Raw genomic sequence first — 25,649 nt, 5'->3', positions numbered from 1 at the left:
TGCCCTAGACTCTCCTGGTGACGAAGGTATCGAATCGAAATTCGGAAGATGCGTCTGCAGCCGCGGTAGCCAGCGGCAAGGGACGTCGGCGCCGCACCGACGTGCTGAACGCTTTGACCGAATTGCTGCAGTCACATCGCCTGGCCGATATCGAGGTGCAGGACATCGCGCGCCAGACGGGTATCAGCCGTTCCAACTTCTACTTCTATTTCCCGACGAAGGGCGCGGCGGTGGCTGCGCTCATCGCGGATATCCAGCACAACCTGCGAGCGGTCGCGGTGGACTGGTACAGCCGCGACGACCTGCCCGACGACGAGCGGATTCACCGTGGCATGCACGCCACGGTCGAGTACTGGCGCGCTCACGCGCGACTGATCGCGGCGATGTTCGAGGCGGTGCGGGAGGACCTCGAGGTTCGCCGGGTCTGGCAGGAGACGATCGACGAGCTCACCGCCGGTGCGAGCGAACGGATCGCCCGCGACGACAACATGTATCAGGGCTTCCAGCCCGCAGCTCTCGCCGCCGTGCTGGTCGACATGACAGCACGGGCGATGGAACGCGACGTCGCCTCCATCGTCGAGTCCGGCCGGCCCCTTCCCGAGATCGAAGCAGCCCTGGTTCACGTATGGCTGTCCAGCACCACGCATCCTCGAGAAAATTCGACGCGCGTCTAATTTTTTCTATACAAGAGTAAAAACTGACGCTACGCTTCGTGTGACCCCCAACACGAACGCGAGGTTTCCCGATGCGCGCCACACTCTCTGCGACCAAAGACATACTCCTCGGCCTCTCCCCATGGGTACCCAGCCAGTCCGGCTACGGACTCGATTCGCTGACGCCCCTGGAGCTGACAGCCGCGCTGGCAAACGGCACACCCGGGGCGAAGATCGAATCCCTGCGGGTCGAGATCGACTCGCGCGGTACAACCGACCGGGCCCGATTGCACCTGACCTGGAACGAAGCCGGCCGCCACGCCGGGTTGCCTGCATCCGCATTCGCGAAGGGCACCTCGACCAAGCTGGTCTCGCGGATCATCGTCTCCGGATTCGGCTGCCACACTTACGAATCGCGCTTCTTCACCCAGATTCAGCCGAGCCTGTCGGACCTGACCATCGCGCCGTTCGTCAGCCGCGCCGGAGTCGGCGGGCGCTACGTGATCGCCTTCGAGGACCTCGCCCTGCGCGGCGATGTCACCTTCTACAACGCCGACGACGAGGCGACCAAGGAGCATGCCGAAGGCGTCATCGACCTGCTCGCCACCCTGCACGGCCGCTTCTGGCGATCCCCGCGGTTCCAGACCGACCTCGCCTGGCTCGAAACCTATTCCCGCAGGCCGGGTTACCCGTTCATGCAGCGTTTCTTCAGTTGGAGCGAGAACCGGTTCATGAAGCAGGACCGCGTTGTGCCCGATCCCGTCCGGCGCCTCACCAAGAACTACGTGCAGAACCAGCCGGCGCTCGTGAAGGTCTGGGAATCGATGCCGCAGACCCTCTGCCACGGCGATTGCCACCTCGGCAACACCTTCGCCAACCCCGATGGCACCGCCGGCATCTACGACTGGCAGGTCTTCCACAAGATGAACGGCCTGCGCGACTTCGCGTACTTCATGATGCACTCCATCCCGACCGAACTGCGCCGCGCGGAGGAGCACAACCTGCTCCGGCGCTATCTCCAGGGCCTGGCCGAGGCGGGCGCGGGCAGTGAGGCACCGAGTTTCGACGAGGCCTTCGACACCTACCGTCTCCTCACCGTCGACGGCTGGATCGCCATCGTCTTCACCCTGGCGGCCGGCGGCATGCAGCCTGACGACCGCATGGAGGTCACCGCGAAGCGCGCCATCAACACCCTCCTGGACCTCGATGTCGAGCGGGCCCTCGCGGCCGCCCTGTAACAGCTCACTTCACTGTCGGACTACCCGGGTTCAGGCGGGTAGACCACTCGCAGCCACCGTCCGGAGTACGGGTTGACGCCTTCCAATAACTTAATCTAACTTTGATTTAAGTCACATTGGTAGGGATGCAGACGAGAAGAATCCATCTGTGAGCTGCCCCAAGGCCAACCCCTCGCCTTCAGGAGGCCCCATGCTCACCGATACGAAGAAACGCATCCTCAACGCGTGTTCGATGACCGGACTGGTGACCCTGCTGGTCAGCCTGCTCGGTTGGCTGATCGCCGGCGTGCTCCCACTGCCACTCGGGCCGTCGCACAGCACCCAACGCGTAGTCGACTTCTACTCCGACGGTGGCACTGTGCGAATGACCGGTTTCGTGATCGCCCAGCTCGGAATCGCATTCACGATTCCGCTGGTCACCGTGATCACGATCCATCTGCTCCGGGTGGAGGGCCGAATTCCCATTCTGGCGTTCGTGCAGATGGTCGCGGGCACGGTGGCGGCGATGCTGCTCATTCTCCCGATGATGCTGTTCGCGATCATCGCGTTCCGCCCCGATGCCCTCGAACCGTCGACGATCCGCTTCCTGAACGATATGGCCTGGCTGCTGTTTCTCACACCGATCGTGCCGTTCATGATTCAGAACATCTCCATCGGTGTCTGCGTACTCACCAACCAGCAGACGGTCTTCCCCCGGTGGGTCGGCTACGCCAACTTCTGGATCGCGCTCTCGTTCGTCCCGGATGTTCTGGCCTACTTCTTCTTCTCGGGCCCACTCGCTTGGAACGGTGTCCTGATCTTCTGGCTGGCTCTGACGACATACGCCATCTTCCTTGTGATGATGTCGGTGATGACGATGCGCGCCAACCGCCAACTGGCTGCTCCTTCGGCGGCCCCAGTTCCCGATACGGCACAGGTATGACATTCCCCCAGACTCCCCGGACCGGCCATTGGTCCAGGCTTCCCGATCCCTGGCTGCGCGCGTTCGCAATCCGCTGCGCGCTACTGACGTCGTTGCTGTCGGTCGGCACCCGATCGGACCCGGTGCCGGAATTCGATCTGGCGCAATAGGAGTCCTTGGTCGTTCACAGTGCAACGTGTCGACTGGGACCGCGTCGGCTGATTCCGCGGCTGCCGCAACCGACACGAGGAGGACTTCCATGACGACACCTCACCCGACCGACACGGGATTCGCTGCATCGTACTCACACGCATGGACCGCGGATCCCGAAAGCCTGCTGCAGTTCTTCGCTCTGGACGGGACTTACACCGACGTCGCGATGGACGCGACGTATGAGGGGCGTGAGGGCATCGGCAAGTTCCACCGATACATGCTCGAGTTCGCACCCGACTCGGCAATAGTGTTCGGTGACACCTATGCTGCCGAGGGCCATCTCTACTCCGAATGGGTTTGGAGCGGAACGTTTTCCGGTCCCCTGCGTCTCCGCTCTGGCAAGCTGATCGATGCCGCCGGACCCCGTTTCAGCGTCCCCGGCATCGCCGCATGCACCTATTAACCCCGCTAGGTCACCGGGGGCGGCTGGATGAACACGACCGAGTCCGGAACCGCACCGACGCGCGGCGGTGTCCGCTGCTCGGGCTCCTGAGCATCGGTTTCGGAATCGGCGCCGGAGCCCGGCTCGTTCTCGTCGATGGCTGGATCGTCACCCATCAGAACCACCTTCGTTGATCAGGTCCCTTCCACCGCAACAAGTATCGCAATTCGGCTCAGACAGCGGAGGGTGCTTCGAACAACCTGTTATCGGCGATGACGTGTCGTCGGGTGTGACTCAATGCAAGCGCGGTCGACGCCAGATCTCCAGGGGTAGGTCAAATTGTGTTGGTGCGATGCTGGACCGGTGGGCGGCTTGGCGGCTCTACCGAGGTACGAGTGATACAGGTCCCGTTCGCCGGAAAATAGGTATGCACCGGGGTCATTCGACCGTCGCTGAAACAACCCCAACTGACGATGCTGAAACGAAGTCCATCAGCACCGTTCGGCGGAGGATCCCATGTCAGCACCCGATCCGCAGCAGGCAGACAGCATCGGAAACGACCGCGCCCAGCATGTGGAAGACACATTGATGATCCGGCGTTGTGCCGAGTGCGACAGAGTTTTTGCGCCGCTGGCTACGTGCTGCTCGTTGTGCGCGTCCGAGGACCTGGAGTGGGTGCCCTCGTCGGGTGCCGGTGCGATTCTGTCGTGGCGGGTGGTGGATCGTGCTGGTGCGCGAGGTGAGTTGACTTCGTTGACGATTGCCATTGTCGAACTCGACGAGGGTCCATGGGTCTACACGTCCATCGAGGGGAACGTTCCGCTGCTCCCGAGTGGGCCGGTACGCGTGCATTTTCAGCCGGGTCCCTGGCACGACAGCTTTCCGGTCTTCGCGGTGTGTGCCGATCCGCGGCACTTGGGGTGCCGGCGTGTGCCCCCGATCCCTGCCCGGGGCTGATCGGAGCACCAGATCGCTGGTCGTATTACTCGATGCCCCGGTCGAGCGGACGAGCGATTGGTCGCCCAGCGTCGGTGCGCAGTCGGAAGGACCACCTGATCCGCGACCGCTGTGAGAGGTCAGAAGACCGCGACCACACAGGCGCCGATGAATACGACCTGCACCAGGGTGCGTACCGGCAACGGCATGGTGTGGATGCCCTCGCCGGTACGTGCGGCACGGATATTGGCAGGGAACATCACGACCAGGAGCACCGCCAGGGAGATCGCGGCCGCCGGTGCGAAAAACGGAATCAAAAGACCAGTGGCGCTGGCGATTTCGAGTACGCCGCTCCCGCCCACCATTTCGGCAACCGCCAGGGCTTGTTCACCGAACTGGCCATCGAGGGCTACGGCTTGCTCGAGCAGGAACTGCACTCCGCCGCAAGCGATTTCGGGGAGATGGCCGTCGCCTACATCCGCTTCGCCCGCCGCTACCCCGGTCATTTCGATATCATGTTCCGCCGCGACCTTCTCGATACGGACGACGAGCGTCTGATCGCGGCCAATGAAGGGTCCGGTCGCGAATTGCGCACCGGCGTCGACGAATTGGATGGTCCGGTGGCCGACCAGAAGGCGGCGCAGCTGGCCGCATGGTCCCTGGTTCACGGCTTCGCCGCTCTATGGCGCGCTGGCACGCTCATCGATTCGGAACTCGGCGGTGAGGATCCCGAGGAACTGGCCCGCCGCATGGTCGCCGCTGTGGAACTCAAGTAGAGCCAGGCACCTCTGAAACCTGTGGCAGCTTATATGAGCTGAGTCACAATTCGCTGCCTGGCTCGGTCCCGATGTCGAAACCTCCGCAGCCCGTTCGAGGAGTACTCGAGTGGCATCCCGGAACACATCGAGGAGATGACATGCCCAACGTTCGTACCGATATGACAGTCTCACTGGATCGCTACATCTGTGGGCTCGCCGCGCAGCAACCGCCTTACTTGGACAACCGATTCCACGTCCTCGATGCACCCGCCGTCACCCGCCTCGGCTTCCGGTTCCCTACCGCCGCCTGACCGCGACCAACTATCGAAGGGCACGAGTTCCATGACCAGTCCCGTCCTGACCGCTGTCGATTCCCCCGACGGCAGCACGATCGCCGTCGAAACCATCGGCTCCGGCGCCCCGGTGATCCTCATCGGCGGCGCATTCAACGACCGCTCGACCGTTGCCGCGCTCGCCTCGACCCTGTCCCCGCACGTCACCGCGGTCAGCTACGACCGCCGCGGCCGTGGCGGCAGCACCGATGTCCGTGGCGACTTTGCCGTCCAATCCGAAATCGACGATCTGGCCGCCGTGATCGAGCATGTGGGCGGCGCTGCGCACGTGTTCGGTCATTCGTCCGGTGCCGCCCTTGCTTTGGAGGGCGTGCTACGCGGGCTGCCGATCGACAAGGTCGCCGTGTACGAGATGCCCGCGGTGGTCGACGGCAACCGCGCGGAACCGCCGGCCGACGTCTTCGATCGGCTCGTCGCCCGCCTTGCTTGCGGCGACTACGACGGCGCCGCCGAACTGTTCCTGACCGAGCAGGTCGAGGTGCCGGCGCCGGTAGTTGCCGATATGCGTAACGCACCGGTGTGGGAATTCCTGCGCGCCCAGGCCAACAGCCTGCCCTACGACGTCGCCGTATCCGGTCCCCAACTGCGTCTGCAAGCCGACCGCTACGCCACAATCACCATCCCGGCGCTGGTCGTCAACGGCGATCAGACCTGGCCCTGGATCCAGACCGCGAACCAGGCCTTGGCCGCCGCCATTCCGGGCGCACGCCGGGTAGTCCTGCCCAATGCCGATCACGAAATCCTCGCCCAGCCCGAACTGCTCGAGCCGTTGCTGCTCGACTTCTTCGGCTGAGCAGGCGCGGTGCTCATGTACCTGCGTGACGATTCAGGTCGAGGCGAGGAAGTTCCAGAGCTGTTGTGCCACAACGGCGTCGCCACGCCGAACGCCTCGAGAGCGGCTCGGGACAGTTGCCGATCGTTTGTCGAACGCGCCCGCCATGTTCGATCGTTGGGTGCAGACCCCGGGAATTGGCTCGGGCGTAGCCTGCCGTTGACCTTGAATGCCTACTATGGCGCAGGTCGGCCCCCTTTGCGGTGGCGTAGACCCCTCGGCATTGCCCCTGGGCCTACAAGCATTCCTCGCGCGCGGTCGACCTCGGCGTACACCGCCGTCGCGAGTTGCGAATCCAGCCCGCCCCGGTGAGACCGGCGTCGGGCAGAGATTCGGAGGTGCGCCATGACAGCAACCCCACGCGAACCACGCGGTGACGGGCCCGCTCGCCGGCCGGGAAAGTGGTACACAACGGCACCCAGCATCACCACCGGTTCCGATGAAGATGTGCCGGTGGTGCGCTGGCCGGAGCCGAGTCGGCTCGAATCGTGGTGGCACGCCGTCATGCACCCCGCCGCCGAGCCACCCACACCCACATGACCACCACCGGCTCGATCGGCACACAACGGTAGTTCCCAGCACGGACAGTGAAGTTCTAGCCGCTCCAACGCTCCCTCCTGAGTACGCCTGCCGTGGCCGCTCCCTACTTGTGCCGCTCATACGTTCGTTTCGGAGCGATACCCTTGAACAGGGGGTCTGGTGGAAAGGAGATGATGTGGGGCAACCCCGGTACGAGGTCGCATTGCGCGTAGCCGCCGTGTGATCGCCAGGGGCTGATCTCGAGCTACCGATGCGCGAGCCGATCGATCTAGTCGATTCAGCTGAACGAACCCGCACAGCGCTTGCCACTGTCGTGGCACTGTTTTCAGAGGCTTGGGCGTCCGGGTTCCCACCCGACCTGTCGGCATACCTACCCCGTGAACCGGCTGATCGGCGGACGATATTGATCGAACTGATCAAGATCGACCTCGAATACCGCTGGCTTCGTCATCACTTTCCCAAAACACTGACCGAATATCGTGCGGAATTCGCGGAGCTGCAGAATGGTCCGCTGCCAGCCGAACTGGTCTACGAGGAATTCCACGCCATGCGCCGCGGTTCGCCCGCTGCCTGTGCGGCTGACATTCTTGCTGAGGCCACTTCCATGGCCGGCCCCGAACCGGCACCGCTCACGAGTGACTACCGCAGCACGATGATTGCTCGTCCCCGTGCCCAAGCAGCTCTCGACGCCATCGATGTCGGCGACCATGTCGACGATTTCGACCTCCTGATGAGGATCGGATCCGGTGCCTTCGCCCAGGTGTATCTCGCTCGGCAGCAATCGATGCAGCGACTGGTCGCGGTCAAGATTTCCCACAATCACGGCATCGAGCCGCAGACCCTCGCCCAACTGGACCACGACTACATCGTGCGCATCTACGACCAGCGACTCATCGCCGATGGCGAGCTGAAGTTGCTCTACATGCAGTACCTACCCGGAGGAACACTGTTCGATGTGCTGCGCTTCCAGCGCGCGAGGCCCGCGGAACACCGTAGTGGGCAACTGCTGCTCGATGCCATCGACGAGGTACTCGCGGAAAAGGGCGAGGTTCGGCCCACCGAATCTGCAGTTCGGACCCGGACCGCCGCACTGACGTGGCCGGAGACCGTCGCCTGGCTGGGCCGCCGACTTGCGGACGCGCTTCAGCATGCGGCCGAACGGGGGGTGTTGCATCGAGACATCAAACCCGCGAACGTGCTGCTGAGCGCCGAGGGAATCCCCAAGTTGGCCGACTTCAACGTCAGCTCCAGCAACCGCATCAAGGGCACGAGCCCGCTGGCGTATTTCGGCGGTTCACTGGCATACATGTCGCCCGAACAGCTCGAGGCCTGCCATCCGGACTTGCCGACGACCGCCGCCGACCTCGACACCCGAAGCGACATCTTCGCGCTGGGTGTCATGCTGTGGGAGCTGCTCACGGGCCGCCGCCCATTCGCGGACGAACCGTCCGCCGGCGAGTCGGAGACGTCGCTGGCCCGCATGCTCGAGCTGCGGCGCAGGCCCGTCGATCCGAAGTTCCTGTCGGAGCTTCCGCCGGATTGCCCGATGGCGCTGCGCCGAGTGCTGTTGAAGTGTCTGTCGCCCAACCGCGAAGGCCGCTACTCGTGCGGTACAGAATTGGCTCAGCAGCTCGACTTGTGCCTCGAGGACAGGGCCCGTGACCTGGTCTACCCGCCGCCGAGCAGTTGGCGGGCACGACTTTCACGACGGCCCACCCTCATCCTGTGGTCATCTTCGCTGGTCGGCGTCGACCTGGCTCATATCTACGGGGGCGTGCACATGCATGACCTGCTCGCCGACTGCCTGACCGATGCCACCATCTTGCAGCTCGTCAGGGGCGTCATCATTTTCTATCTCTGTGCGTTTCCCTTGTCCGTCCTCGTCTACGTATACATGTCGCGTGATTTGCTCGCGGTTCCGCGCGGCTTGCGCCATGGCAGACGCTACGACGAGGTAATGCTCGCGCGGGTGCGGTCGCGAACACTATTTTGGGGCGACTTGTGTGCGATGAACACTCTTCTGTTCGCGATTCTCGGGACCGCGACGGGGATGATCCTGCTCGTCTGGCTTACCGACCTCCCGGCGCGGATGCTGGTCCATGCGGTGACGACCGTTCTGGTGATGGGTACCGTCTCGGTTGCCTACACGTTCTTCCTTTCGACGTTCTACGTCGTCCGGTGTGTCTATCCCATCTATTTGCGCCACGGCCGCACCACGGCGGATGACTCCGCCGATCTTCGCGCGCTGCGTCGCAGAACCACGGCCTATCTCGCGGTAACGGCCTCGGTGCCGCTGGTTGGGGTGCTGGCCGGATTCACCACCCTCGAACCCGAAGAGCTTCCGCTCGTGCGCGATTCGGTTCTGGGGTTGTGCGCGGCCTCCGGGCTCGCCTTCGTCGCCGTCTACTGGTTGTTCCGCAAGCTGCACGCAGACCTGCGCGCGCTCGAGCGGGTGGTCTAGCAAATCAGCCGCGGCCTGCCCGCTGCTACCTGCGCCGCCTCACAAGCACTCCCTCAACAGAAACGTCGCGCTATCCGGGACTCACCCCACAGGTCAAGTCGGTGACTGCGGCGCGGGCTCGTGCCCATCCGGTGACGCCGATGCCGATGCCGATCAGCACTGCGGACCACCACAAGCTGCCCAGGAGTAGGTAGGGCCAGCCCAGGTGCCGGTAGCTGTGGCGGCAGCGAAAGCCGCATTCGCGGTGGCGATTTCGGCGCGGGTCGTGTCCGGGAGCACCAGCCAGAGGCGGGACCAGGCGAACGTGACAGGTCGATCGAGCGGCCGATCCAGGTAGGTTCGGCCTGAACGGGGTGGCCTGGCCGGGCACGCCCGTGCCGAACAGCGGCAGCATCCGGAAGTTCGGATGGCGTTCCACCGAGAACCGGAACACCACTTGCACCGCGCATGACCGGATGCTGGTGCGCCGGGTCGGTGATTCCGGCCCTGAGTCGTTGTGCAGGAAGGGATTTGGTCCTGCCGAGATGATCAGCAGGTCGGTAAGGGCGGCGCAGGCTCGAATACGACCGGCAGTTCGACCAGGGCACGTTGCATAGGCCCCGGCCGCCAACGGAGTTCCTTGTCGGCGACCGCAAGCCGGAGTTCGGGGAGGGCCTCCAACAGCTGGCCTACGGCGCATTGCGCAATCAGATATGCGAGCGGCTGCGCGGGGCACGCGTGCGGGCCGGCGCTCCACGCCAGGTGGGCGCGGTTGCCGCTGCGTCGATCGCCGGTGATCTCGGGATCGTTGTTGCAGGCGGCCACGCTGACGACCACGGGGTGGTGAGCGGGTAGCCGAACTCCGTCGAGCAGAGTCGGCCGCACGGGATAGCGGACGCAGTTGTTGGGCAGGGCAGGAACGCCGGGTCGTAGACGAGGTCGGCGAGACCATCATGCTTGATCCAATCAAGTAATTGCGCGAACAGTCCGGCGCGCGAATCGATCCAGCAAGGAGTACAAGGTGAGCACTCTGTTCGAGCAGGTCTCGATCGGCCGGTTGCAGCTGCCGAGCCGTCTGGTGATGGCGCCGATGACCCGCAGCCGGGCCACCCTGGATGGGTTGGTCACCGAGCTCACCGCCGAGTACTACTCGCAGCGGGCGAGTGCCGGTCTGATCATCAGTGAGAGCATCCAGCCCAGCGTCATCGGCCAGGGCTACTTCCTGACCCCGGGCCTGCACAACCAGGCGCAGACCGCGGCCTGGCGCGTGGTCACCGACGCCGTGCACAAGGCCGGCGGCCGGATCGTCGCGCAGCTCACCCACTGCGGGCGCATCGGCCACCCCATGCTGTACCCGGACAACGCGCTGCCGCTGGCCCCGTCCGCGGTGGTCTCCGGCGAGCAGCTGTTCACCCCCAACGGGATGATCGACCACCCGGAGCCGCGAGCGATGACCGCCGAGGACATCGCCACCACCATCGCCGACTTCGCCACCGCCGCGCGCAACGCCATCGCGGCCGGCTTCGACGGTGTCGAGGTACACGGCGCGAACGGCTATCTGCTGCACCAGTTCCTGGCCGACAACACCAACCTGCGCACCGACAACTACGGCGGCTCGATCGCCAACCGCATCCGCTTCGTCACCGAGGTGGTGGCCGCGGTGGCCGAGGCCATCGGCGCCGACCGCACCGGCATCCGGCTCTCGCCCGGCAACCCGTTCAACCACATCGAGGAAGCCGACCCGGCCCCGCTGTACGTCGAGCTGCTGACCAAACTCGCCGACCTGGACATCGCCTACGTGCACATCATGGAGGGCGGCGACCGCGAACTGACCACCAAGCTGCGCGCGGCCTGGTCCAACGGCTTCATCCTCAACCCGCACCCCACCCCCGAGGCGTTCCCCGCGACCGTCGAAGCCGGCGTCGAGGCGCTGGAATCCGGTGTGGCGGACGCGATCGCGCTGGCCACCCTGTGGCTGGCCAACCCGGACCTGGATGCCCGGATCAAGGCGGGCGGACCCTACAACACCGCCGACCAGGCGACCTTCTACGGTGGCGACCACGTCGGCTACACCGACTACCCGACCCTGGGCTGAGTCACCCCGTACCGAAATCGCCACGGCCGCCCCGCACATGCTGCGCCTGGGTGACGCGCACGACCCGGTTCCGGGCCCGACTCGACCGACACCCCACAAGGAGATCGAATGTCAAGTTCCTCCCCCCTCATCGACTCGAACACCGACTTCGGAGTGAAGGTCACCGAGCATCTGGTGCAGGACACCATCATCTGGCTGACCACCGTAAGTCCCAGCGGCACACCGCAACCCAATCCCGTATGGTTCCAGTGGGACGACGGAGCGTTTCTGTTGTTCACGCAGCCCGGTACCCCCAAGTTGCGCAATATCGCTGCCAATTCCCGTGTTTCGCTGAATCTCAACTCCACCGCTACCGGCGGTGACGTCATCGTGTTCACCGGCACGGCCCGGGTCGACGCGGACGGTGCCTCCGCCGCTGAGCTCGATGCCTTCGTCGAGAAGTACACCGAGGGGTTGGTGGACATCGGGATGACCAGGGAGCAGTTCTTCGCCGACTACTCGGTTCCGGTGCGCGTAGTCCCCGACCGCCTGCGCGGATTCTGAGCAGAGGTCGCCGAACGAGCTCGGACGCATCGAATGTCGTTGCGATGCTGAGGCTTCGGTTGTCCGAAGCCACAGGATCGCGGGCATGATCGATATCGACGGACACCGCCAGTACAGCGCCAGCCGGCAGGCCCTGCGCTTCGCGGCGCACGCGGTGCTGGCCGGCGTCTGCGATCTGGTCGTCGCCACCGGCGTCGAACCGTCTTGGACCAGACCTCGGTCCCCATCGGTTGAGGTCGAAGCGAGGGGCGGCAACTGGTTTCGGCCGATCCTCGGTCGCGGCACCGCACACGTCGGCGCCACCAGGGTGAACCCCCCAGACACCGCCGCGCCGCAGAGCACGATATCGAGCGGGTAAGAGAGCCAATGAGTTTCGGCGGATTCGAGTTGGTTGCTCAATACTGCGAACATCCAGCCATGCACGCCGGCCGTTCGACCGGGGTCGGTTTCCGGGATCTGGCGATGAAAGTCAGAAATGCCGGATAGGCCGCAGGCGCTCGGATCACCCCGCCTACGGCCTATCCGGTTGTGGCGCAATCAGTTGCTGGTTGGATACAACCGACTGCGGCCGCTCGGTACGCGCTGCCGGCCGGGTTGCGGCACGGGCGAGCGCGTCGAGTCGAGTGGTTACGCCGTCACCGGGAACTGGTCGCGGATCTTGTCGACGACGATCTTGGCGGTTTCCGCGCACGCGGTGGTGCCGCCGTTTCCGTATTCCTTCACCGCGTCGCCCACGTTCCACAGGTTCGCGATCGGCGTGGTATTGGGCAGGTCGAAGCCGGCGACCGCGCGCTGCGGCGGCCAGCCGTCGCGGGTGACGTTGATCGACAGGATGCGCGCGTCGTCGAAGCCGGGGACCTGATCGCGCAGATCATCCAGCAGCAGTTGGGTTTCGGCGGCTTCGTCGAAATCGCCGACAGCGGGCTTGGGGACGGCGGTGCCCTGGTAGAGGTGCCAGCCTTCCGGTGCCATTTCCGGGCAGACATCGGTGAAGTTGGCGACGTAGCAGAGTCGGCGGGTCTGGGCGAAGCTGGTCATGCCAGGGGCCTTCACCAGCGGGCGCTGACTGGCGAAGTTCACCGAGATCATGGCGCAGGGCCGGTTGGCCTTGTCGACCTGCGCGACGTAGTCGGCGGGCAGGTTGTCCCGGCCCACCAGGTCCAGGGTGGCGAACGGACCGACGTCGCTGACGGTGAAACGCGCTGTCACGTCGATGTTCTCACCGCCACGCGCGATGGTCGCGCCGGTGATGCGGCCGTCGGTCAGGGTCAGCGCGGTCACCTCGCTGTCGAGCCAGACCGCACCGCCGTTGTTCTCCACCACCTCGGCGAGGGACTTCCACACCCCGATGGTGCCGTCGGGGCAGTACCCGAACTTCTTGAAGGCGCTCTTACGAGTGAAGTAGGTGAGGAACACGCGGGCCGGCAGTTCCTCGGAACCGACGGCGAACACCGATCCGCACATGTTGCGGAAGATGCCATGCACCGACTCGTTCTTCGTGTACTTGGCGACCCACTCGGCGGTCGACAGCTCGTCCTCGAGCATGCCGCTGTCGTTGCGCGCCGCGCCGAGACCCTGCACCAGCTTCGCGCCCTGGCGGGTGAGCTTGGACAGCAGGAAGCCCCAGCCACCACCGGTGACGTCCACGTCCTTGCCACCGATCCGGTACAGGATGGGCGGTTCCGGCTTGCGGACGTCGAACTTCGCGCCGACCTCGTCGAAGGTCTCCTCGGTGATGCCACCGAGTTCGATGACGATGGCACCGTTGTTGACCTTGAAGCCGTCGATGTCATCGGTGGAGGCGCGGCCGCCGACCTTGTCCAGTCGTTCGACGACCAGCGTCTTGTAGCCCAGGTGCGACAGGCGCGCCGCAGCGAACAGTCCGCCCGAACCTGCGCCGATAACCAGTGCGTCCCAATTGTTTTCGGTCATGTTCAATCCTCGATTCAGCCGAGCGGGTTCGCGCCGGGCTCGGCGTCCGACATGTCGGTGATCCGGCTCCACTGCGCCGCGACCTCGTCGATGCTCGGCGGGGCGGCGAAGACGGCTCCCTTGTTCTGGAACTGCTGCACGCGGTAGACCTGGCCACCACCGGCGACGACAACCGTTGCGGTGTCCTCACATTCGTCGCTCATCAGGTAGCCCACGACACCGGCCACATGGGCGGGCGGCAGCTTGTCGAGCATCTCCTTGGGCGCGATGTCCTCGGTCATGCGGGTGGCGGCGAGCGGAGCGATCGCGTTCGCGAGGATGTTGTTCCGGCCGCCCTCGATCGCGAGGGTGTTGATCAGGCCGACCAGACCGAGCTTCGCGGCACCGTAGTTCGCCTGGCCGAAGTTGCCGAACAGACCGCTGGTGGACGCCGCGACCACGATCCGGCCGTGGCTCTGCTCACGGAAGTACGGCCAAGCGGCCCGGGTGACGTAGTAACCGCCCCAGAGGTGCACCCGCTGCACCGATTCCCAGTTGTCGGCGGTCATCTTCGCGAACGAGCCGTCGCGCAGGATGCCCGCGTTGTGGATGACGCCGTGGACGGTCCCGAAGTTGTCGACGGCGGTCTTGATCAGGCTCGCCGCGCCTTCCTCGGTGGCGATGTTGTCGTAGTTGGCCACCGCGGTGCCCCCGGCATCGCGGATCTCCTGGACGACGGCATCGGCCATCGAGGTTCCGGAACCGGAACCGTCACGGGCACCGCCGAGGTCGTTCACCACGACCAGGGCGCCCTCCTTGGCAAGCAGCAGCGCGTATTCGCGGCCGAGACCGCCACCGGCGCCGGTGACGACGATGACGCGATCGGTTACTCCGGGCATTAGTGTTGTCTCCCTCGACTTTCCAGAGTTGATGTCAATACGACGCAGGCAGCTTCAGGCTGGTCTGCGCGACGAAGTTGAGAACCATCTCGCGGCTCACCGGCGCGGTCTTGAGCAGGCGCGCGGAGAACCAGAGCTCGGCCAAGCCGTATTCCAGCGATAGACCGTTGCCGCCATGGGTCTGGATGGCCTGATCGAGCGCCTTCAGCGACGCGTCGGCAGCGGCGAACTTGGCGATATTGGCTGCCTCCGCGGCGGGCAGCCCGGCGTCGAAGAGCTCCGCGGCACGGTAGGCCGCCATGCGGGCGAGTTCGACCGCGATGTGCGCCTCCGCGAGGGGGTGCGAAATCCCTTGGTGCGCACCGATCGGCACCGACCACACCTTGCGGTTCTGGGCGTAGGACACGGCCTTGGTGATCGCGTAGCGACCTATGCCGGTGCTGATACCCGAAGCGAGGATGCGCTCCGGGTTCAGCCCTGCGAACACCTGCCGCAGCCCGTTCCCCGCTTCGCCGATCAACGCCTCCGGACCGACCCGGACCTCATCGAAGAACACGGTGAACTGGTGGTCCGGCGAGACGACCGCGGTCGGCAGCGGCTGCAGCGTCACTCCAGGAGCGTCGGTGGGAACCACGAACATCGACAGCGGCGATCGCGAAGTGCCCACGAACTCCGGATCACGAGTGATGAGCAGGATCGCTTCGCACTCGTCGATCGCGGAGATGAAGTACTTGCCCCCGGAGATCACCCAGTCGTCGCCGTCGCGGCGCGCGGTCGTACTGACATTGTGGCTGTTGGAACCGGCGTCGGGCTCGGTCAGGCCGAAGGCCATCTTGCGGCTGCCGTCGGCGAGGCCGGGCAGCCATTCGGTCTTCATCCGCTCCGAGCCGTGCGCCGCCAGGATCGAGCCACAGATCGCGGGCGACACGACCGCGAGCAGCAGCGGAAAGCCGTGCGCGGCGAGCTCTTCGATCACGATGAGCATCTCGGACAGGCCGGCGCCACCGCCGCCGTACTCCTCGGGCAGATGCACCCCGAGCAGACCCGCCTGGCCGAGGTCACGCCACAGTTCGTCGACCTTGGCACCGGAGCGGGAGCGCTCCAGGAAGTATTCCTGACCGTACTTGGTGGCGAGTTTGCCGACGCTCTCGCGCAGCAGCGCCCGTTCGTCGGTATCGATAATGAAGGCGGACAACGGTTTATCTCACTTTCCGGTGAAGGTCGGCTGCTGTTTGGCGAGGAAACTCCCGATCGCATCGGCCGCGTCGGCTGTGCGGGCGACGCGGCGCAGCGCCTCCGTCTCTTCGGACAGCGCGTGATCGAGAGTGGCGGTCCAGGAGTTGTGCAGCAGCCTGCGCATCTCGCCGTAGCCACGAGTGGCGCCGGCCGCCAATCGGCGCACGGTTGCCTCGGCTTCGGACGCGAGCTTGTCGGCGGGCACGACACGGTTGATCAGGCCCCAGCCGGCGGCGGTGTGGGCGTCGATGACGCGGTCTTCGAACAGCATTTCCGTGGCCCGCCGGATACCGATGAATTTCGGCAGATACCAGGTGTTCCCGGAATCAGCGGTGATGCCGATGCGCCCGAAGCCGGTCGCGAATTTGGTTCCGGTCGCGGCGATGGTGATATCGGCCGGGTAAAGGAAGCCCAGCGCGCCGCCCGCGCACGCACCGTGCACGGCCGTCACGATCGGCACCCGCACACGGGCGAGCAGCCGAATCGCCTCGTGCATGGGTATCGCCATCCGGGTGAGGGTGTCCGGCAGGTCTTCCGCACCGTCCGCGAACGCCGAGATATCGCCTCCGACGCTGAACACCGGTCCGTTCCCGGTAATCAGCACCGCCCGCAGACCATCCTCATTGGAGATCCACGTGGCCAGCTCGAGCAGCGCCTCCCCCATCGCCTTGTCGAGGGCATTACGCGCTTCGGGCCGATCCAGCCTGATGTAGGCGATGTTGTCGACGACCTGGTAGGCGATCAACGCCTCACCTCCTTTTCGAATTTAATGTAAATTAGGAAACTGCGATCGGTCAAGTCCCGAGCGGCAGGGGCGATCACTGCCGCGACCGCTTCAGCCCAATTCGGACCCGACGACGGCGACGAACGAAACGCAGGCGCCCGGACGGCCGCCCAGGTTGTGCGTGAGGGCCACCTGCGGATCCTGAATCTGACGCTCCCCGGCCTCGCCACGGAATTGCAGCCAGCATTCGTAGAGCATGCGCAGGCCGCTCGCGCCGACCGGGTGACCGAACGACTTCAGCCCGCCGTCCGGATTCACCGGAAGACGACCACCCAGATCGAAATCGCCTGCGACGCTGTCCTTCCACGCCCGGCCGCGATCCGTGAAGCCGAGATCCTCCATCAGAACGAGCTCGGTGGGCGTGAAGCAGTCGTGGACCTCGGCGAAGGAGATCTGGGTCCGAGGCTCGGTGATTCCGGCCTGCGCGTAGGCGTCCTCGGCACTGGCGACCACTTCCGGGAAGGTTGTGAAGTCGTAGTCCGGATCGACCGCACCGCGGCCCGGCCCGGCCGTGAGCGAAAGCCCCTTCACGTAGAGAGGGGTGTCGGTGTATTTCAGCGCGTCCTCGGCACGGACGATCACCGCACACGCCGCACCGTCGGAGACCCCGGAGCAGTCGAAGACACCCAGCCGTCCCGCGACCAGCGGAGCTCCTTCGATCTTCTGCTTCGCCACCTCGGATCTGAACTGCGCCTTGGGATTCAGTGCGCCATTGTGGTGGTTCTTCCGGGCGACATGGGTCATGGCCTCCCGCATGTCCGCTGGGTCCACGCCGTATTTGGCGCAGTACGCGGGGTCGAGGAGGGAGAACGCCGCCGGCGCACCGAAGGACAGTTCGGAAGCCGTTCCGTCGCTGGGCGCGTCGCCACGCAGCAGGCCCGAGAAGCCGGAATCCTTGAGCTTCTCCACACCGATCGCGACGACCTGATCGTAGGCACCCGACGCAACGGCGTAGCAGGCGTTGCGGAACGCCTCCGAGCCGCTGGCACAGTAGTTCTCGACGCGTGTCACCGGCGTGTAGTCCAGGCCCAGCGGTTTGCTGACGGTCAATCCGCTCTGGCCGGTGCCCAGCGTGCCGAGCCAGTAGGCGTCGATGCTCGAACGATCGAGTTTGGGATTGCCGGTGAAGCACTCGGCCATCGCCTCGAGCAGCAGATCGTCCGCCGAGCTCTCCCAGCGTTCACCGAAGCGCGTGCAGCCCATGCCGACGATCGCTACCTTGTCGCGAATACCGTTGCTGCTCATAGCTGTTGCGCCTTCCAGAAGTAGTTGTGGACGCCACCGGCGCTGTTCAGGCGCCGGAAGGTGGTGCGCACCCGTGAGCCCACAGCCAATCGGTCCACGTCGGCGTCGGCGACCTCGAGGGTGTACCGGCCGCCGCCGTCGAAGTCCACCACCGCGCCCACCACCGGCGGGGCCGGCGAGAAGGACTGCCGATCAACGGTGAAACTGGTGACGGTGCCTTCGCTGTGTGCTACCGAGACGGGAGTCATCGCGTCGATAGCGCCGCAGCGCTTACAGACCCGGGCCGGCGGTAGATGAACCAGGCCGCATCCCGCGCAGACTGTGCCGGTGAAGGAGAACTTCCACTCCGCAGCCCGAGCCGATGGCGGCGCGGCTGCTCGATCCGGTTCGGGGCGGCGCGGCGGCTCACGGTCGAGCAGACCCCGCCAGTTCAAGTAGGTGGTGTAGGGCACCGTGCTTCCTGCCGCGAGCTGGTCGGCGACCGGAACTGGCTGCCGCGCTTCGGCTATGCGGTCGGTGACCCGCAGGACGAGAGCATCGCACCCGTCCGCGGCCGACAGGATCAGGATCGTCTCCCCCGGCTCGGCCTGATCGAGAACGGATGCCAGCGCCAGCCCGACATCGGCGGCGCCCGCGTGCCCGATGGGCGAAGTCCGGGTGGAGAGTTTGCCGGCCACCGAGGTCGCGGACCGCTTGGCGAAGGTGGTGTTGGGCGAAACCAGGACGACATGGTCAGCTTCGCTGAGTGCCGCCCGGTCCAGCGCCGCTGCCGCGGCACGCTCGAGCAGCGGCTGGTAGCGGGATATACCGAACCGCTCCTCCCACTGTTCTCCGGTCGCCGATCGCGGGTCACGCCAGCGATCGAGGAACTCGGCGGTGACGGACGACTGAGCGATGACTTCGGCGATCGGTTCGTCGCCGAACAGAAAGGCAGCGGCACCGTCGCCGCCGCCACGTTCGTCAGCCGATCCGGGACGTCCGACCCTCATATCCGCCAGCACCGCGAGGCCACTGCACCCAGATGCCGCGCGCAGAGCGGCGATGCCATTGCGTGCGGCCCCGGCCAGGTCAGCCGCGAAGAGCGCGGCGGGCAGTCCGAGTGCGGCGTGGATCGCGGTCGCGTTGGTCTTGTCGGCGTACGCCGGCGTGGTGGTCGCGAAATACAGTCCCGCCGACATCGACGCCGGGACCGCATCCCATTCGAGGTCCGCCAGCGCGGTCATCGCCGCGGCGACACCCATGGTGGTGCTGTCCTCGTCGAAGGCCGCCGCCACACGAACACCTTTGCCCGCGTTGGTGTTCAGCGTCGCGCCGATGTCCGCCAGCGACACGCGATGCGAGGGAAGGTAAGTGCCGTAGCGGGTAATTCCATACTGTGTCATCAGGGTGCCTCGAAGAGTGCCGCCATGCCCTGGCCGCCACCGATGCACATCGATTCCAGGGCGTATCGTCCACCGCGCCTGCGTAATTCGTGCAGCATGGTGGTGAGTATCCGAACGCCGGTCGCGCCGATGGGATGGCCGAGGGAGATGCCGGAGCCATTGACATTGAGCCGTTCGTGATCGTCGAAGCCCCAGCCCTTCAGCACCGCCAGGACCTGGACGGCGAAGGCTTCGTTGAGCTCGACGAGATCGATGTTGTCGAATGTGTGGCCGGTGCGCTGGAAGAGTTTCTCGACGGCGGGCACCGGACCGATACCCATCTCGGAGGGTTCGCAGCCCGCGGCGGACCAGCCGACCAGGTAACCGAGCGGCTCGAGCCCGAGCTCGGCGAGTTTGTCCTCGGCGACGACCAGGCAGGCCGCGGCCGCGTCGTTCTGCTGGCTCGAGTTGCCTGCGGTCACGGTGCCGTCGCGCATGATGGTGCGCAGTTTCGCCAGGGATTCCGGTGTGGAGTCGGCGCGGATGCCTTCGTCGCGGACGAATTCGATCTGGCCACCTTTTCGCTGCGGCACCGGTACCGGCACCACCTCGTCGGCGAACTTGCCCGATTCCCATGCCGCGGTTGCCTTCTGGTGGCTTCGTGCCGCGAATTCATCGGCGGAGTCGCGCGTGATCGAGTACCGCTGGGCGAGGTTCTCAGCGGTCTCGATCATGCCGCTGATGTGGCCGAAGCGCTCGACCGGTTGGGAGCGTTCCCGTCCGCGATCGAGTCGGTCGTAGAAGGCGATGTTGCCCGACCGCGATCCCCAGCGCATGTCCTGGGTGTAGTACTCGATGTTGCTCATGCTCTCGACGCCGCCGGCGAGAACCACGTCGGCGGCGCCGGTCTGCACCATCATCGCGGCGGTCACAACGGCCTGTAATCCACCACCGCAACGGCGGTCGGTCTGGAATCCGGGCACCTCGATGGGCAGGCCGGCAGCGAGCGCGGCCCAGCGGCCGATGCAGGGTGCTTCGGAGTTCGCGTACGACTGAGCGAATGCGACGTCGTCGATGCGCGCCGGGTCGATGCCGGAGCGCTCCACGACCGCCTTGATGATGTGGGCGGCCAGGTCCTCGGCGGGGACCGGTCGCAGTGTGCCGCCGAAGGTTCCGACGGGGGTACGCAGTGGGCTGACGATCGCCGCTCTCTTCATGATTTCACCTCTGTGCTCACTTTCACTGTGCCGCTGTGGTTTCGGGCCGCGACGGCGACTACGAGGGGTTCACCACCGGCTCGCCACCGCGCGCAGGATCTCGCGCTGGTCGGGGTGCGCGATCGCGAGCATTCGTTCGCGCCGCTCGGAGAGCGGCAGGCCGCGCAGATCGGCGATGCCGAATTCGGTGACCACGATGCCCGCGTCGCTGCGCGCGATGCTGACCGGTCCGGACAGCCGGTCCACGATCCGGCTGCGCGAGCCCGCTGTCGACGGGAGTGCGATGATCGGCAGGCCGCCGTCCGACCGAGCGGCAGCCCGCAGGAACTCCCCACCACCGCCGACCGCTCCGACATAGCGTCCGCCCGCGACTTCAGCGTTGACCTGCCCGGTCAGATCGACCTCGATGGCAGAGTTGATCGCGACGAAACGGTGCTGTGCAGCAAGGCGTTCCGGATCGTGGGTATACCCGATCGGTCGTAACGACACGGCCGGGTTGGCGTGCACATGTTCGAACAATCGCCGCGTACCGATCATCACCGCGGCCACGGAGACACCGGGGTCGGTGGTCTTGCGGGTATTGGTCACCACGCCCTTGTCGATCAGTTCGACAGCGGCATCGGTGAGGATGCCGGAGTGGATCCCCAGGTCGTTGCGGACGCCGAGCGCGCCCAGCACTGCCTCGGGCACCGATCCGATTCCGAATTGCAGTGTGGCGCCGTCGGGAACAATGCTCGCAACATGTGCGCCGATGGCCGTCATCTCCGGCGTCGGTGGCGCGGCGGGGCTTTCGGTCACGGGGCGGGAGGTGCGGACCACGATGTCGATGTCTCGATCGGTCAGGTGCCGGGCACCGGGCGTGGCGGGCACCTGATCATTGACCTCTGCGATGACGATTCGCGCGCTGTCGATGGCGGCGGTGAGGTAGTCGTCGGCCAGTCCGAGGCTGTACCGCCCGCGCGCGTCGGGCGGTGCGCACTGCACCAGGACGACGTCGGCGCGCGAGACGAACTCGGGCAGAGTCGAATAATGCCCGGGGTATATCTCGAGCACCCCGGCGGCGGCCAGCGCCCTGTTGCCACCGGTGCCGCAATAGCTGACGAACCGAATGTGGTCGGCATGTTCGGGTTTCACCGTCGCCGCCGCGGGGATGCCGATGAAGCAGGAGATACCGCCCAGAACCGCCCGCTGATCGAGCAGACGCTCGGTCAGCGTCACCGGCTCCGCGCAGGACTGTCCCCAGACGACGAAGTCGCCGGGCCGGATCACAGCGCGGTAGTCCAGTTCCGGTACGCGAACCGCTCGCGGCGGCATGGCATCCGCCATCTCAGTCCTCCCGCCAGCGGTCGGCGGATGGGTCGAGCAGCCGGTGCATGTGGCCCTCGGTGAGCCACACGATGGTTTCCAGTTCGAGGGCGTCCAGGAACCGGACGCGGCCGGACTTCAAGTCCTCCAACCGCAAACGTGGCCCGTTCGCGGTGTCGTCGATGGCGACCCGCACCTGAGCGAATTCACTGTGGACGACACCGAGTTCACGGCTGGTGCCGGCATCCGATCCTGTCCTGTCCATCTGCTGTCCCCTCAGATCAGAAAGCCCATGCTGGGCACGGCTTCCGCGCTGTTGACGAGCATGACGGTCTTGCGGACCAGCTTCAGCTCGCCGTCAACGCGGCGCACCACGTAGGTGTAGCGGCCTGCCCAGGTGTGAAGGCCGCGCGGCTTCGACTCGTAGAGCACGAAATTCGCGCCCAGGCTGAGGTCGTCGCCCTCGACGCCGAGCAGCTCGATGTTCGAGATCGTGCGGCGCAGATTCGACGGCGGCGACTGGGCGTACCGCTTGCCGGTGCGCAGCTGCTGCAGCCGGGTGGAGATGCGGCGGCGGTTGTCGTACATGATCGACACGTGCCGCTCCGGGTCGTAGCCGCCACCGTCGACGGGCACCCAGTACAGCGCGTCGTCGGTCCACAACGCCTCCCACGAGTCGTAGTCGTGCTCGTCGGCGAGGCGGGCCTCGCGGTAGATGAACTGCTCGAGTTCGCGCAGATCGGTTTCGGTCAGAGCAGTCATCACGCCTCCATCAGATTCTTGTAGTGCTCCCAGAACGCCCGCATCGCGGTCTCGTCCGTGGCTCCCCCGATGCGGAAACCGTTGTCGTCCGTGGTTTCCCGCACCATGCCGCGCCGCAGGTCGAGCCACTCGGGCAGCAGTTGCCCCACGCCGACCTGATTGCGCTCGTACATCTCGGTGTCGTCGGCCAGCAGCATGCCGGCCGGGCCGACCGACCCGATGGACTGCGAGAGCATCCGCTTGTTCAGCTCGTCCGTGCCGTCCAGTTGCACCGAGGTGGAGAACTGGATGCACTCGGTGGCCGAGATCGGCTGGATGTTGAAGACCTGAATCTCCGCGATGAACAGGTTCGGGAAGATCATCACGTGGGGCGCGCCCTCGATCATGATCTCCTCGGCGGCTTCGCCGTGGACCTCCCGCATCTTCGCCACGTACTCCGGCACGCGGTCGGCTGTAGTGCCGAACCAGCGCATGGGCTCGGCGAACTTTCGGAATTCCGGTCGAAGATCGTTCTCGCTGTGTCCGTTACCGAGAGCGCGAGTGACGGCCGTGGAGGAATCGCTGTAGAGCGGGCCGATGGTGGAGCCGGTCACCGAGAAGATCGAGCCGTGCACGAACTGCGGGTGGTAGCCGTCGGTTTCGTTCTCCGCCAGCAGCTTCCAGTTGGCGTGGGTGCGGTGCTTGAGCCAGCCGTTGTCCAGGCGCACCTTGCCGGTGGGCGAAAGCCGGGCCAGCCGGTCGATCTCGCCGGCGGCGGCGCCGAGATGCTCCGGCAGCGGAGGCACGTCGGCGTTGAAGCTGCCGAACACGAAGCCGCGGTAGCTCTCCACCCGCGGCACCACACCGAGGCCGAGGTTCAGCTTGCCCTTGCCGCCGTACCCCTTGTTGTAGGGGTAGCCGAGCATGTCACCGGTGTTGCTGTAGGTCCAGCCGTGGTAGGGGCAGCGGAACGAGCTGGAATTGCCGCGCTGTTCGTCGCACACCAGGTTGCCGCGGTGCGCGCACCGGTTGGTGACCAGGTGCACCTCGCCGACGCGGTCGCGGGTCATGATGATGTCCTGCGGCCCGATGTTCTTGCGCACATAGTCGTTCGGTTCGGGCACTTCGGATTCGTGGCCGACGAAAACCCAGCCGCCGTACCAGATCCGCTCGAGCTCGTCGGCGAACACGGCCGGGTCGGTGTAGAGCGACCCGTGCACCCGCTGCGGCTGGATGAGCCTCGAATAGTCCACTCGCGGAGCCTGATTCGCGACCGGTCCGGTCTCGCAGGCCGTGTCCGGGTCGCAGATCGAATGGTCGCCCGGCTCGCGCACGGCGTCCGGAGGGGTCGTGACCGTCATTTCTGTTGCTCCAATCGTGCTTTGGCGTAATTCACCAGGCGGAATTTCTGCACCTTTCCCGTGGGAGTGGTGGGCAGTTCGTCTGCCGTGAGGAATACGACGTGTTTGGGAACTTTGAACCGGGCGAGATTCGCCTTACAGATATCGATGACCTGCTCGGCGGAAATCTCCGCATCGGGGGCTCGGACGATGCACGCGCATCCCGCGTCACCCCACCGCTCGTCAGGGACACCGATCAGGTAGGCCTGGCTGATCTCCGGGCGGGCGGTGAGCAGTTCCTCGATCTCTTTGGGCATCACCAGTTCGCCGCCGCTCTTGTAGAGCTCCTTGCTGCGGCCGGTGATCTCCAGATAGCCGTCGGGCCGTACCCGTCCGAGATCGCCGGAGAAGACCCACCCGTCCCGGAGACCCTTGGCGGTTTCCTCCGGCTTTCCCCAGAATCCGAGCATGCTAGTCGGGCCGCGGGAAACCAGCTCGCCTTCCTCACCGTCCGGCAGCGGCGCGGCGGTGACCGGGTCGACGGTGCGGTAGACCACGAGCGCCCCGTCGTCGATTCCGGCCGCCCCAGCGGATTTCGGCCGACCGGCGGTGGTCGCGGTGAGCTCCAAGGAGTCCTCGGGCCGGGTCAGGGTCATCGCCCCGCCGCATTCGGTCATGCCGTAGCCGGTGACGATCTCCGACGCACCCAGCTCTGCGCGGACCCGCTCCCACAGCCAGACCGGCGCGGGCGCGGCTCCGGACAGCACCGCTGACAGCGACGACAGGTCGAAGCGATGCCGATCCGGATGTTCCAGCAGCGCAACGGTCATGGTGGGGACACACAGGATGTCGTCCGCGCGATGCCGCTCGATTCCCGCGAGGTACTTCCCGGCGTCGAAGGCGGGCAACATGATCACCGCGCCGCCGACCATCGTGGCTGCGATCAAGCCCTCGACATAGCCGAACATGTGGTAGCACGGCAGGGAGAACAGGATCCGGCGGCCGTCGGCGAAGGCGCGGGTGAGCGCGGACGCGAATCCGGTCCGCAGGACGGCGTCGTGGGTGATGAGCACGCCCTTGGGTGAACCGGTCGTTCCGGAGGTGTAGAGGATGTCGCCCACCTCGGCCGGGTCCACCTGGATCCCGGCCGTAGCCCCCGGGTACCGGGCCCCGGCCAGAGCGAGCTCATCCACGGTGAGCACTCCGGCACGCTCCCGGCCATCCGTCGACAACTGAATCACGGTGTGCAGCTGAGGAAGTCGCAACTTGTCCCGGCCGACCTGTTCCCACTCCGGAGCAATCTCATCGAGCATCGCCAGGTAGTCGAGGCCGGCGAAACCGGTCATGGTGATGAGAACCCGGCACTCGGACTGATCGAGCACGTAGGCGAGTTCGTCCGCGCGGTACAGGAAGTTCAGCGGCACAGCGACCGCGCCGGCGAGGGCCACAGCGAACTTCACCGGCACGAATTCCGGGTAGTTCGCCATGAGCACGCCGACGTGGTCTCCGGGACGCACCCCCAGCGCGACCAGGCCGTCGGCGAGCCGAGTCGCCAGCGCGGCGGCCTCTCGGTAGGTCAACGTGCGTTCGTCGGTGATGACCAGCGGCCGATCGCCGAATTCGTCGGCGCACGCGAGCAGCCACTCCCCCAGCGACCGTGGCCGCCACATCGGGAACCGTTCGCCGAGCTGATTTCTCCGAATGTAGAAGTCGTTGTCACTCATAA

The 25,649-nt window shown here is 65.7% G+C and carries 27 protein-coding genes; 12 read left to right on the top strand and 15 right to left on the bottom strand.

Going from position 1 to position 25,649, the window contains the following annotated elements; genetic code table 11:
• Positions 1 to 17 precede the first annotated feature (17 nt).
• From ACWEQQ_RS41300 to ACWEQQ_RS41285, 4 genes are all read left to right on the top strand, one after another.
• A complete protein-coding gene (locus tag ACWEQQ_RS41300; protein ID WP_452352049.1) occupies positions 18 to 674 on the top strand; it encodes a TetR/AcrR family transcriptional regulator in 657 nt (218 codons plus the stop codon).
• A 71-nt stretch (positions 675 to 745) separates the two neighbouring features.
• Positions 746 to 1,891 carry a phosphotransferase gene (locus ACWEQQ_RS41295; protein WP_452345139.1) on the top strand — a complete coding sequence of 382 codons (1,146 nt, stop codon included), beginning with the start codon at positions 746 to 748 and terminating at the stop codon, positions 1,889 to 1,891.
• 190 nt (positions 1,892 to 2,081) lie between these two features.
• Positions 2,082 to 2,813: a hypothetical protein gene (locus ACWEQQ_RS41290; RefSeq protein WP_452345140.1), complete on the top strand. Its 732-nt coding sequence runs from the start codon at positions 2,082 to 2,084 to the stop codon at positions 2,811 to 2,813.
• A 238-nt stretch (positions 2,814 to 3,051) separates the two neighbouring features.
• Positions 3,052 to 3,408: a nuclear transport factor 2 family protein gene (locus tag ACWEQQ_RS41285; RefSeq protein WP_452352048.1), complete on the top strand. Its 357-nt coding sequence runs from the start codon at positions 3,052 to 3,054 to the stop codon at positions 3,406 to 3,408.
• Positions 3,409 to 3,413: 5 nt separating this feature from the next.
• Here the strand turns inward: ACWEQQ_RS41285 and ACWEQQ_RS41280 are convergent, their stop codons facing one another.
• A complete protein-coding gene (locus ACWEQQ_RS41280) occupies positions 3,414 to 3,563 on the bottom strand; it encodes a hypothetical protein (RefSeq protein WP_452352047.1) in 150 nt (49 codons plus the stop codon).
• A 340-nt stretch (positions 3,564 to 3,903) separates the two neighbouring features.
• Between ACWEQQ_RS41280 and ACWEQQ_RS41275 the strand changes: the two genes are divergently transcribed.
• On the top strand, positions 3,904 to 4,344 hold the full coding sequence (locus ACWEQQ_RS41275; protein ID WP_452352046.1) for a Zn-ribbon domain-containing OB-fold protein: 441 nt from the start codon (positions 3,904 to 3,906) through the stop codon (positions 4,342 to 4,344).
• A 119-nt stretch (positions 4,345 to 4,463) separates the two neighbouring features.
• Here the strand turns inward: ACWEQQ_RS41275 and ACWEQQ_RS41270 are convergent, their stop codons facing one another.
• Positions 4,464 to 4,760: a hypothetical protein gene (locus tag ACWEQQ_RS41270; RefSeq protein ID WP_452352045.1), complete on the bottom strand. Its 297-nt coding sequence runs from the start codon at positions 4,758 to 4,760 to the stop codon at positions 4,464 to 4,466.
• Positions 4,761 to 4,784: 24 nt separating this feature from the next.
• On the opposite strand from ACWEQQ_RS41270, the gene ACWEQQ_RS41265 reads away from it, so the two are divergent.
• From ACWEQQ_RS41265 to ACWEQQ_RS41250, 4 genes are all read left to right on the top strand, one after another.
• Positions 4,785 to 5,099 (top strand): TetR-like C-terminal domain-containing protein, encoded by a 315-nt coding sequence (locus tag ACWEQQ_RS41265; RefSeq protein WP_452352044.1) that lies wholly within the window; start codon positions 4,785 to 4,787, stop codon positions 5,097 to 5,099.
• Positions 5,100 to 5,239: 140 nt separating this feature from the next.
• Positions 5,240 to 5,392 (top strand): hypothetical protein, encoded by a 153-nt coding sequence (locus ACWEQQ_RS41260; protein WP_452352043.1) that lies wholly within the window; start codon positions 5,240 to 5,242, stop codon positions 5,390 to 5,392.
• 31 nt (positions 5,393 to 5,423) lie between these two features.
• Complete coding sequence (locus tag ACWEQQ_RS41255; protein WP_452352042.1) at positions 5,424 to 6,227, top strand: alpha/beta fold hydrolase; 804 nt, start codon at positions 5,424 to 5,426, stop codon at positions 6,225 to 6,227.
• Between the two features lie 829 nt (positions 6,228 to 7,056).
• Positions 7,057 to 9,267 carry a serine/threonine-protein kinase gene (locus ACWEQQ_RS41250; protein ID WP_452352041.1) on the top strand — a complete coding sequence of 737 codons (2,211 nt, stop codon included), beginning with the start codon at positions 7,057 to 7,059 and terminating at the stop codon, positions 9,265 to 9,267.
• A gap of 528 nt (positions 9,268 to 9,795) precedes the next feature.
• Here the strand turns inward: ACWEQQ_RS41250 and ACWEQQ_RS41245 are convergent.
• Positions 9,796 to 10,071, bottom strand: coding sequence for a hypothetical protein (locus tag ACWEQQ_RS41245; RefSeq protein ID WP_452352040.1), 276 nt, complete (start codon positions 10,069 to 10,071; stop codon positions 9,796 to 9,798).
• Between the two features lie 196 nt (positions 10,072 to 10,267).
• Here ACWEQQ_RS41245 and ACWEQQ_RS41240 point away from each other — a divergent pair, with 196 nt between their 5' ends.
• The 3 genes from ACWEQQ_RS41240 to ACWEQQ_RS41230 all read left to right on the top strand — a co-directional run bounded on the left by ACWEQQ_RS41240 (position 10,268) and on the right by ACWEQQ_RS41230 (position 12,242).
• A complete protein-coding gene (locus tag ACWEQQ_RS41240; RefSeq protein ID WP_452352039.1) occupies positions 10,268 to 11,341 on the top strand; it encodes an alkene reductase in 1,074 nt (357 codons plus the stop codon).
• Positions 11,342 to 11,449: 108 nt separating this feature from the next.
• The gene (locus ACWEQQ_RS41235) at positions 11,450 to 11,884 is read left to right on the top strand and encodes a TIGR03667 family PPOX class F420-dependent oxidoreductase (protein WP_452352038.1); all 435 of its coding nucleotides are present in this window, start codon (positions 11,450 to 11,452) and stop codon (positions 11,882 to 11,884) included.
• Between the two features lie 85 nt (positions 11,885 to 11,969).
• Positions 11,970 to 12,242 carry a hypothetical protein gene (locus tag ACWEQQ_RS41230; RefSeq protein WP_452352037.1) on the top strand — a complete coding sequence of 91 codons (273 nt, stop codon included), beginning with the start codon at positions 11,970 to 11,972 and terminating at the stop codon, positions 12,240 to 12,242.
• 269 nt (positions 12,243 to 12,511) lie between these two features.
• On the opposite strand, the gene ACWEQQ_RS41225 is transcribed toward ACWEQQ_RS41230, so the two are convergent.
• From ACWEQQ_RS41225 to ACWEQQ_RS41170, 12 genes are all read right to left on the bottom strand, one after another.
• On the bottom strand, positions 12,512 to 13,816 hold the full coding sequence (locus ACWEQQ_RS41225) for a phytoene desaturase family protein (protein ID WP_452352036.1): 1,305 nt from the start codon (positions 13,814 to 13,816) through the stop codon (positions 12,512 to 12,514).
• 14 nt (positions 13,817 to 13,830) lie between these two features.
• Entirely contained in the window at positions 13,831 to 14,694 is an 864-nt protein-coding gene (locus tag ACWEQQ_RS41220; RefSeq protein ID WP_452352035.1) for an SDR family oxidoreductase, read from the bottom strand.
• 34 nt (positions 14,695 to 14,728) lie between these two features.
• On the bottom strand, positions 14,729 to 15,889 hold the full coding sequence (locus tag ACWEQQ_RS41215) for an acyl-CoA dehydrogenase family protein (RefSeq protein ID WP_452352034.1): 1,161 nt from the start codon (positions 15,887 to 15,889) through the stop codon (positions 14,729 to 14,731).
• Between the two features lie 9 nt (positions 15,890 to 15,898).
• Positions 15,899 to 16,675, bottom strand: coding sequence for an enoyl-CoA hydratase/isomerase family protein (locus ACWEQQ_RS41210; RefSeq protein ID WP_452352033.1), 777 nt, complete (start codon positions 16,673 to 16,675; stop codon positions 15,899 to 15,901).
• A gap of 90 nt (positions 16,676 to 16,765) precedes the next feature.
• Positions 16,766 to 17,959: an acetyl-CoA acetyltransferase gene (locus ACWEQQ_RS41205; RefSeq protein WP_452352032.1), complete on the bottom strand. Its 1,194-nt coding sequence runs from the start codon at positions 17,957 to 17,959 to the stop codon at positions 16,766 to 16,768.
• A complete protein-coding gene (locus ACWEQQ_RS41200) occupies positions 17,956 to 19,341 on the bottom strand; it encodes an OB-fold domain-containing protein (protein WP_452352031.1) in 1,386 nt (461 codons plus the stop codon). The genes ACWEQQ_RS41205 and ACWEQQ_RS41200 overlap by 4 nt, the downstream gene beginning before the upstream one ends.
• Complete coding sequence (locus tag ACWEQQ_RS41195) at positions 19,341 to 20,537, bottom strand: acetyl-CoA C-acetyltransferase (protein ID WP_452352030.1); 1,197 nt, start codon at positions 20,535 to 20,537, stop codon at positions 19,341 to 19,343. The genes ACWEQQ_RS41200 and ACWEQQ_RS41195 overlap by 1 nt, the downstream gene beginning before the upstream one ends.
• A gap of 69 nt (positions 20,538 to 20,606) precedes the next feature.
• A complete protein-coding gene (locus tag ACWEQQ_RS41190) occupies positions 20,607 to 21,863 on the bottom strand; it encodes an acetyl-CoA hydrolase/transferase family protein (RefSeq protein ID WP_452352029.1) in 1,257 nt (418 codons plus the stop codon).
• A 1-nt stretch (position 21,864) separates the two neighbouring features.
• The gene (locus tag ACWEQQ_RS41185) at positions 21,865 to 22,107 is read right to left on the bottom strand and encodes a hypothetical protein (RefSeq protein WP_452352028.1); all 243 of its coding nucleotides are present in this window, start codon (positions 22,105 to 22,107) and stop codon (positions 21,865 to 21,867) included.
• Between the two features lie 11 nt (positions 22,108 to 22,118).
• On the bottom strand, positions 22,119 to 22,604 hold the full coding sequence (locus tag ACWEQQ_RS41180) for an aromatic-ring-hydroxylating dioxygenase subunit beta (protein WP_452352027.1): 486 nt from the start codon (positions 22,602 to 22,604) through the stop codon (positions 22,119 to 22,121).
• Positions 22,604 to 23,836, bottom strand: a complete 1,233-nt coding sequence (locus ACWEQQ_RS41175) for an aromatic ring-hydroxylating oxygenase subunit alpha (RefSeq protein WP_452352080.1) — start codon at positions 23,834 to 23,836, stop codon at positions 22,604 to 22,606. The genes ACWEQQ_RS41180 and ACWEQQ_RS41175 overlap by 1 nt, the downstream gene beginning before the upstream one ends.
• A gap of 104 nt (positions 23,837 to 23,940) precedes the next feature.
• Positions 23,941 to 25,647, bottom strand: coding sequence for a class I adenylate-forming enzyme family protein (locus ACWEQQ_RS41170; RefSeq protein WP_452352026.1), 1,707 nt, complete (start codon positions 25,645 to 25,647; stop codon positions 23,941 to 23,943).
• Between the last annotated feature and the right edge of the window lie 2 nt (positions 25,648 to 25,649).

The organism is Nocardia sp. NPDC004123 (genome assembly GCF_053603795.1).
Note: the sequence above shows the minus strand (reverse complement) of the source record. Positions and strands in the feature narration are given on the sequence as shown.

Excerpts from the sequence above, each read along its gene's own strand:
- ACWEQQ_RS41295 (WP_452345139.1), top strand. The coding sequence starts at position 746 with ATGCGCGCCACACTCTCTGCGACCAAAGACATACTCCTCGGCCTCTCC.
- ACWEQQ_RS41290 (WP_452345140.1), top strand. The coding sequence starts at position 2,082 with ATGCTCACCGATACGAAGAAACGCATCCTCAACGCGTGTTCGATGACC.
- ACWEQQ_RS41285 (WP_452352048.1), top strand. The coding sequence starts at position 3,052 with ATGACGACACCTCACCCGACCGACACGGGATTCGCTGCATCGTACTCA.
- ACWEQQ_RS41280 (WP_452352047.1), bottom strand. The coding sequence starts at position 3,563 with ATGGGTGACGATCCAGCCATCGACGAGAACGAGCCGGGCTCCGGCGCC.
- ACWEQQ_RS41275 (WP_452352046.1), top strand. The coding sequence starts at position 3,904 with ATGTCAGCACCCGATCCGCAGCAGGCAGACAGCATCGGAAACGACCGC.
- ACWEQQ_RS41265 (WP_452352044.1), top strand. The coding sequence starts at position 4,785 with ATGGCCGTCGCCTACATCCGCTTCGCCCGCCGCTACCCCGGTCATTTC.
- ACWEQQ_RS41260 (WP_452352043.1), top strand. The coding sequence starts at position 5,240 with ATGCCCAACGTTCGTACCGATATGACAGTCTCACTGGATCGCTACATC.
- ACWEQQ_RS41255 (WP_452352042.1), top strand. The coding sequence starts at position 5,424 with ATGACCAGTCCCGTCCTGACCGCTGTCGATTCCCCCGACGGCAGCACG.
- ACWEQQ_RS41250 (WP_452352041.1), top strand. The coding sequence starts at position 7,057 with ATGCGCGAGCCGATCGATCTAGTCGATTCAGCTGAACGAACCCGCACA.
- ACWEQQ_RS41235 (WP_452352038.1), top strand. The coding sequence starts at position 11,450 with ATGTCAAGTTCCTCCCCCCTCATCGACTCGAACACCGACTTCGGAGTG.
- ACWEQQ_RS41230 (WP_452352037.1), top strand. The coding sequence starts at position 11,970 with ATGATCGATATCGACGGACACCGCCAGTACAGCGCCAGCCGGCAGGCC.
- ACWEQQ_RS41225 (WP_452352036.1), bottom strand. The coding sequence starts at position 13,816 with ATGACCGAAAACAATTGGGACGCACTGGTTATCGGCGCAGGTTCGGGC.
- ACWEQQ_RS41220 (WP_452352035.1), bottom strand. The coding sequence starts at position 14,694 with ATGCCCGGAGTAACCGATCGCGTCATCGTCGTCACCGGCGCCGGTGGC.
- ACWEQQ_RS41205 (WP_452352032.1), bottom strand. The coding sequence starts at position 17,959 with ATGAGCAGCAACGGTATTCGCGACAAGGTAGCGATCGTCGGCATGGGC.
- ACWEQQ_RS41200 (WP_452352031.1), bottom strand. The coding sequence starts at position 19,341 with ATGACACAGTATGGAATTACCCGCTACGGCACTTACCTTCCCTCGCAT.
- ACWEQQ_RS41195 (WP_452352030.1), bottom strand. The coding sequence starts at position 20,537 with ATGAAGAGAGCGGCGATCGTCAGCCCACTGCGTACCCCCGTCGGAACC.
- ACWEQQ_RS41190 (WP_452352029.1), bottom strand. The coding sequence starts at position 21,863 with ATGGCGGATGCCATGCCGCCGCGAGCGGTTCGCGTACCGGAACTGGAC.
- ACWEQQ_RS41185 (WP_452352028.1), bottom strand. The coding sequence starts at position 22,107 with ATGGACAGGACAGGATCGGATGCCGGCACCAGCCGTGAACTCGGTGTC.
- ACWEQQ_RS41180 (WP_452352027.1), bottom strand. The coding sequence starts at position 22,604 with ATGACTGCTCTGACCGAAACCGATCTGCGCGAACTCGAGCAGTTCATC.
- ACWEQQ_RS41170 (WP_452352026.1), bottom strand. The coding sequence starts at position 25,647 with ATGAGTGACAACGACTTCTACATTCGGAGAAATCAGCTCGGCGAACGG.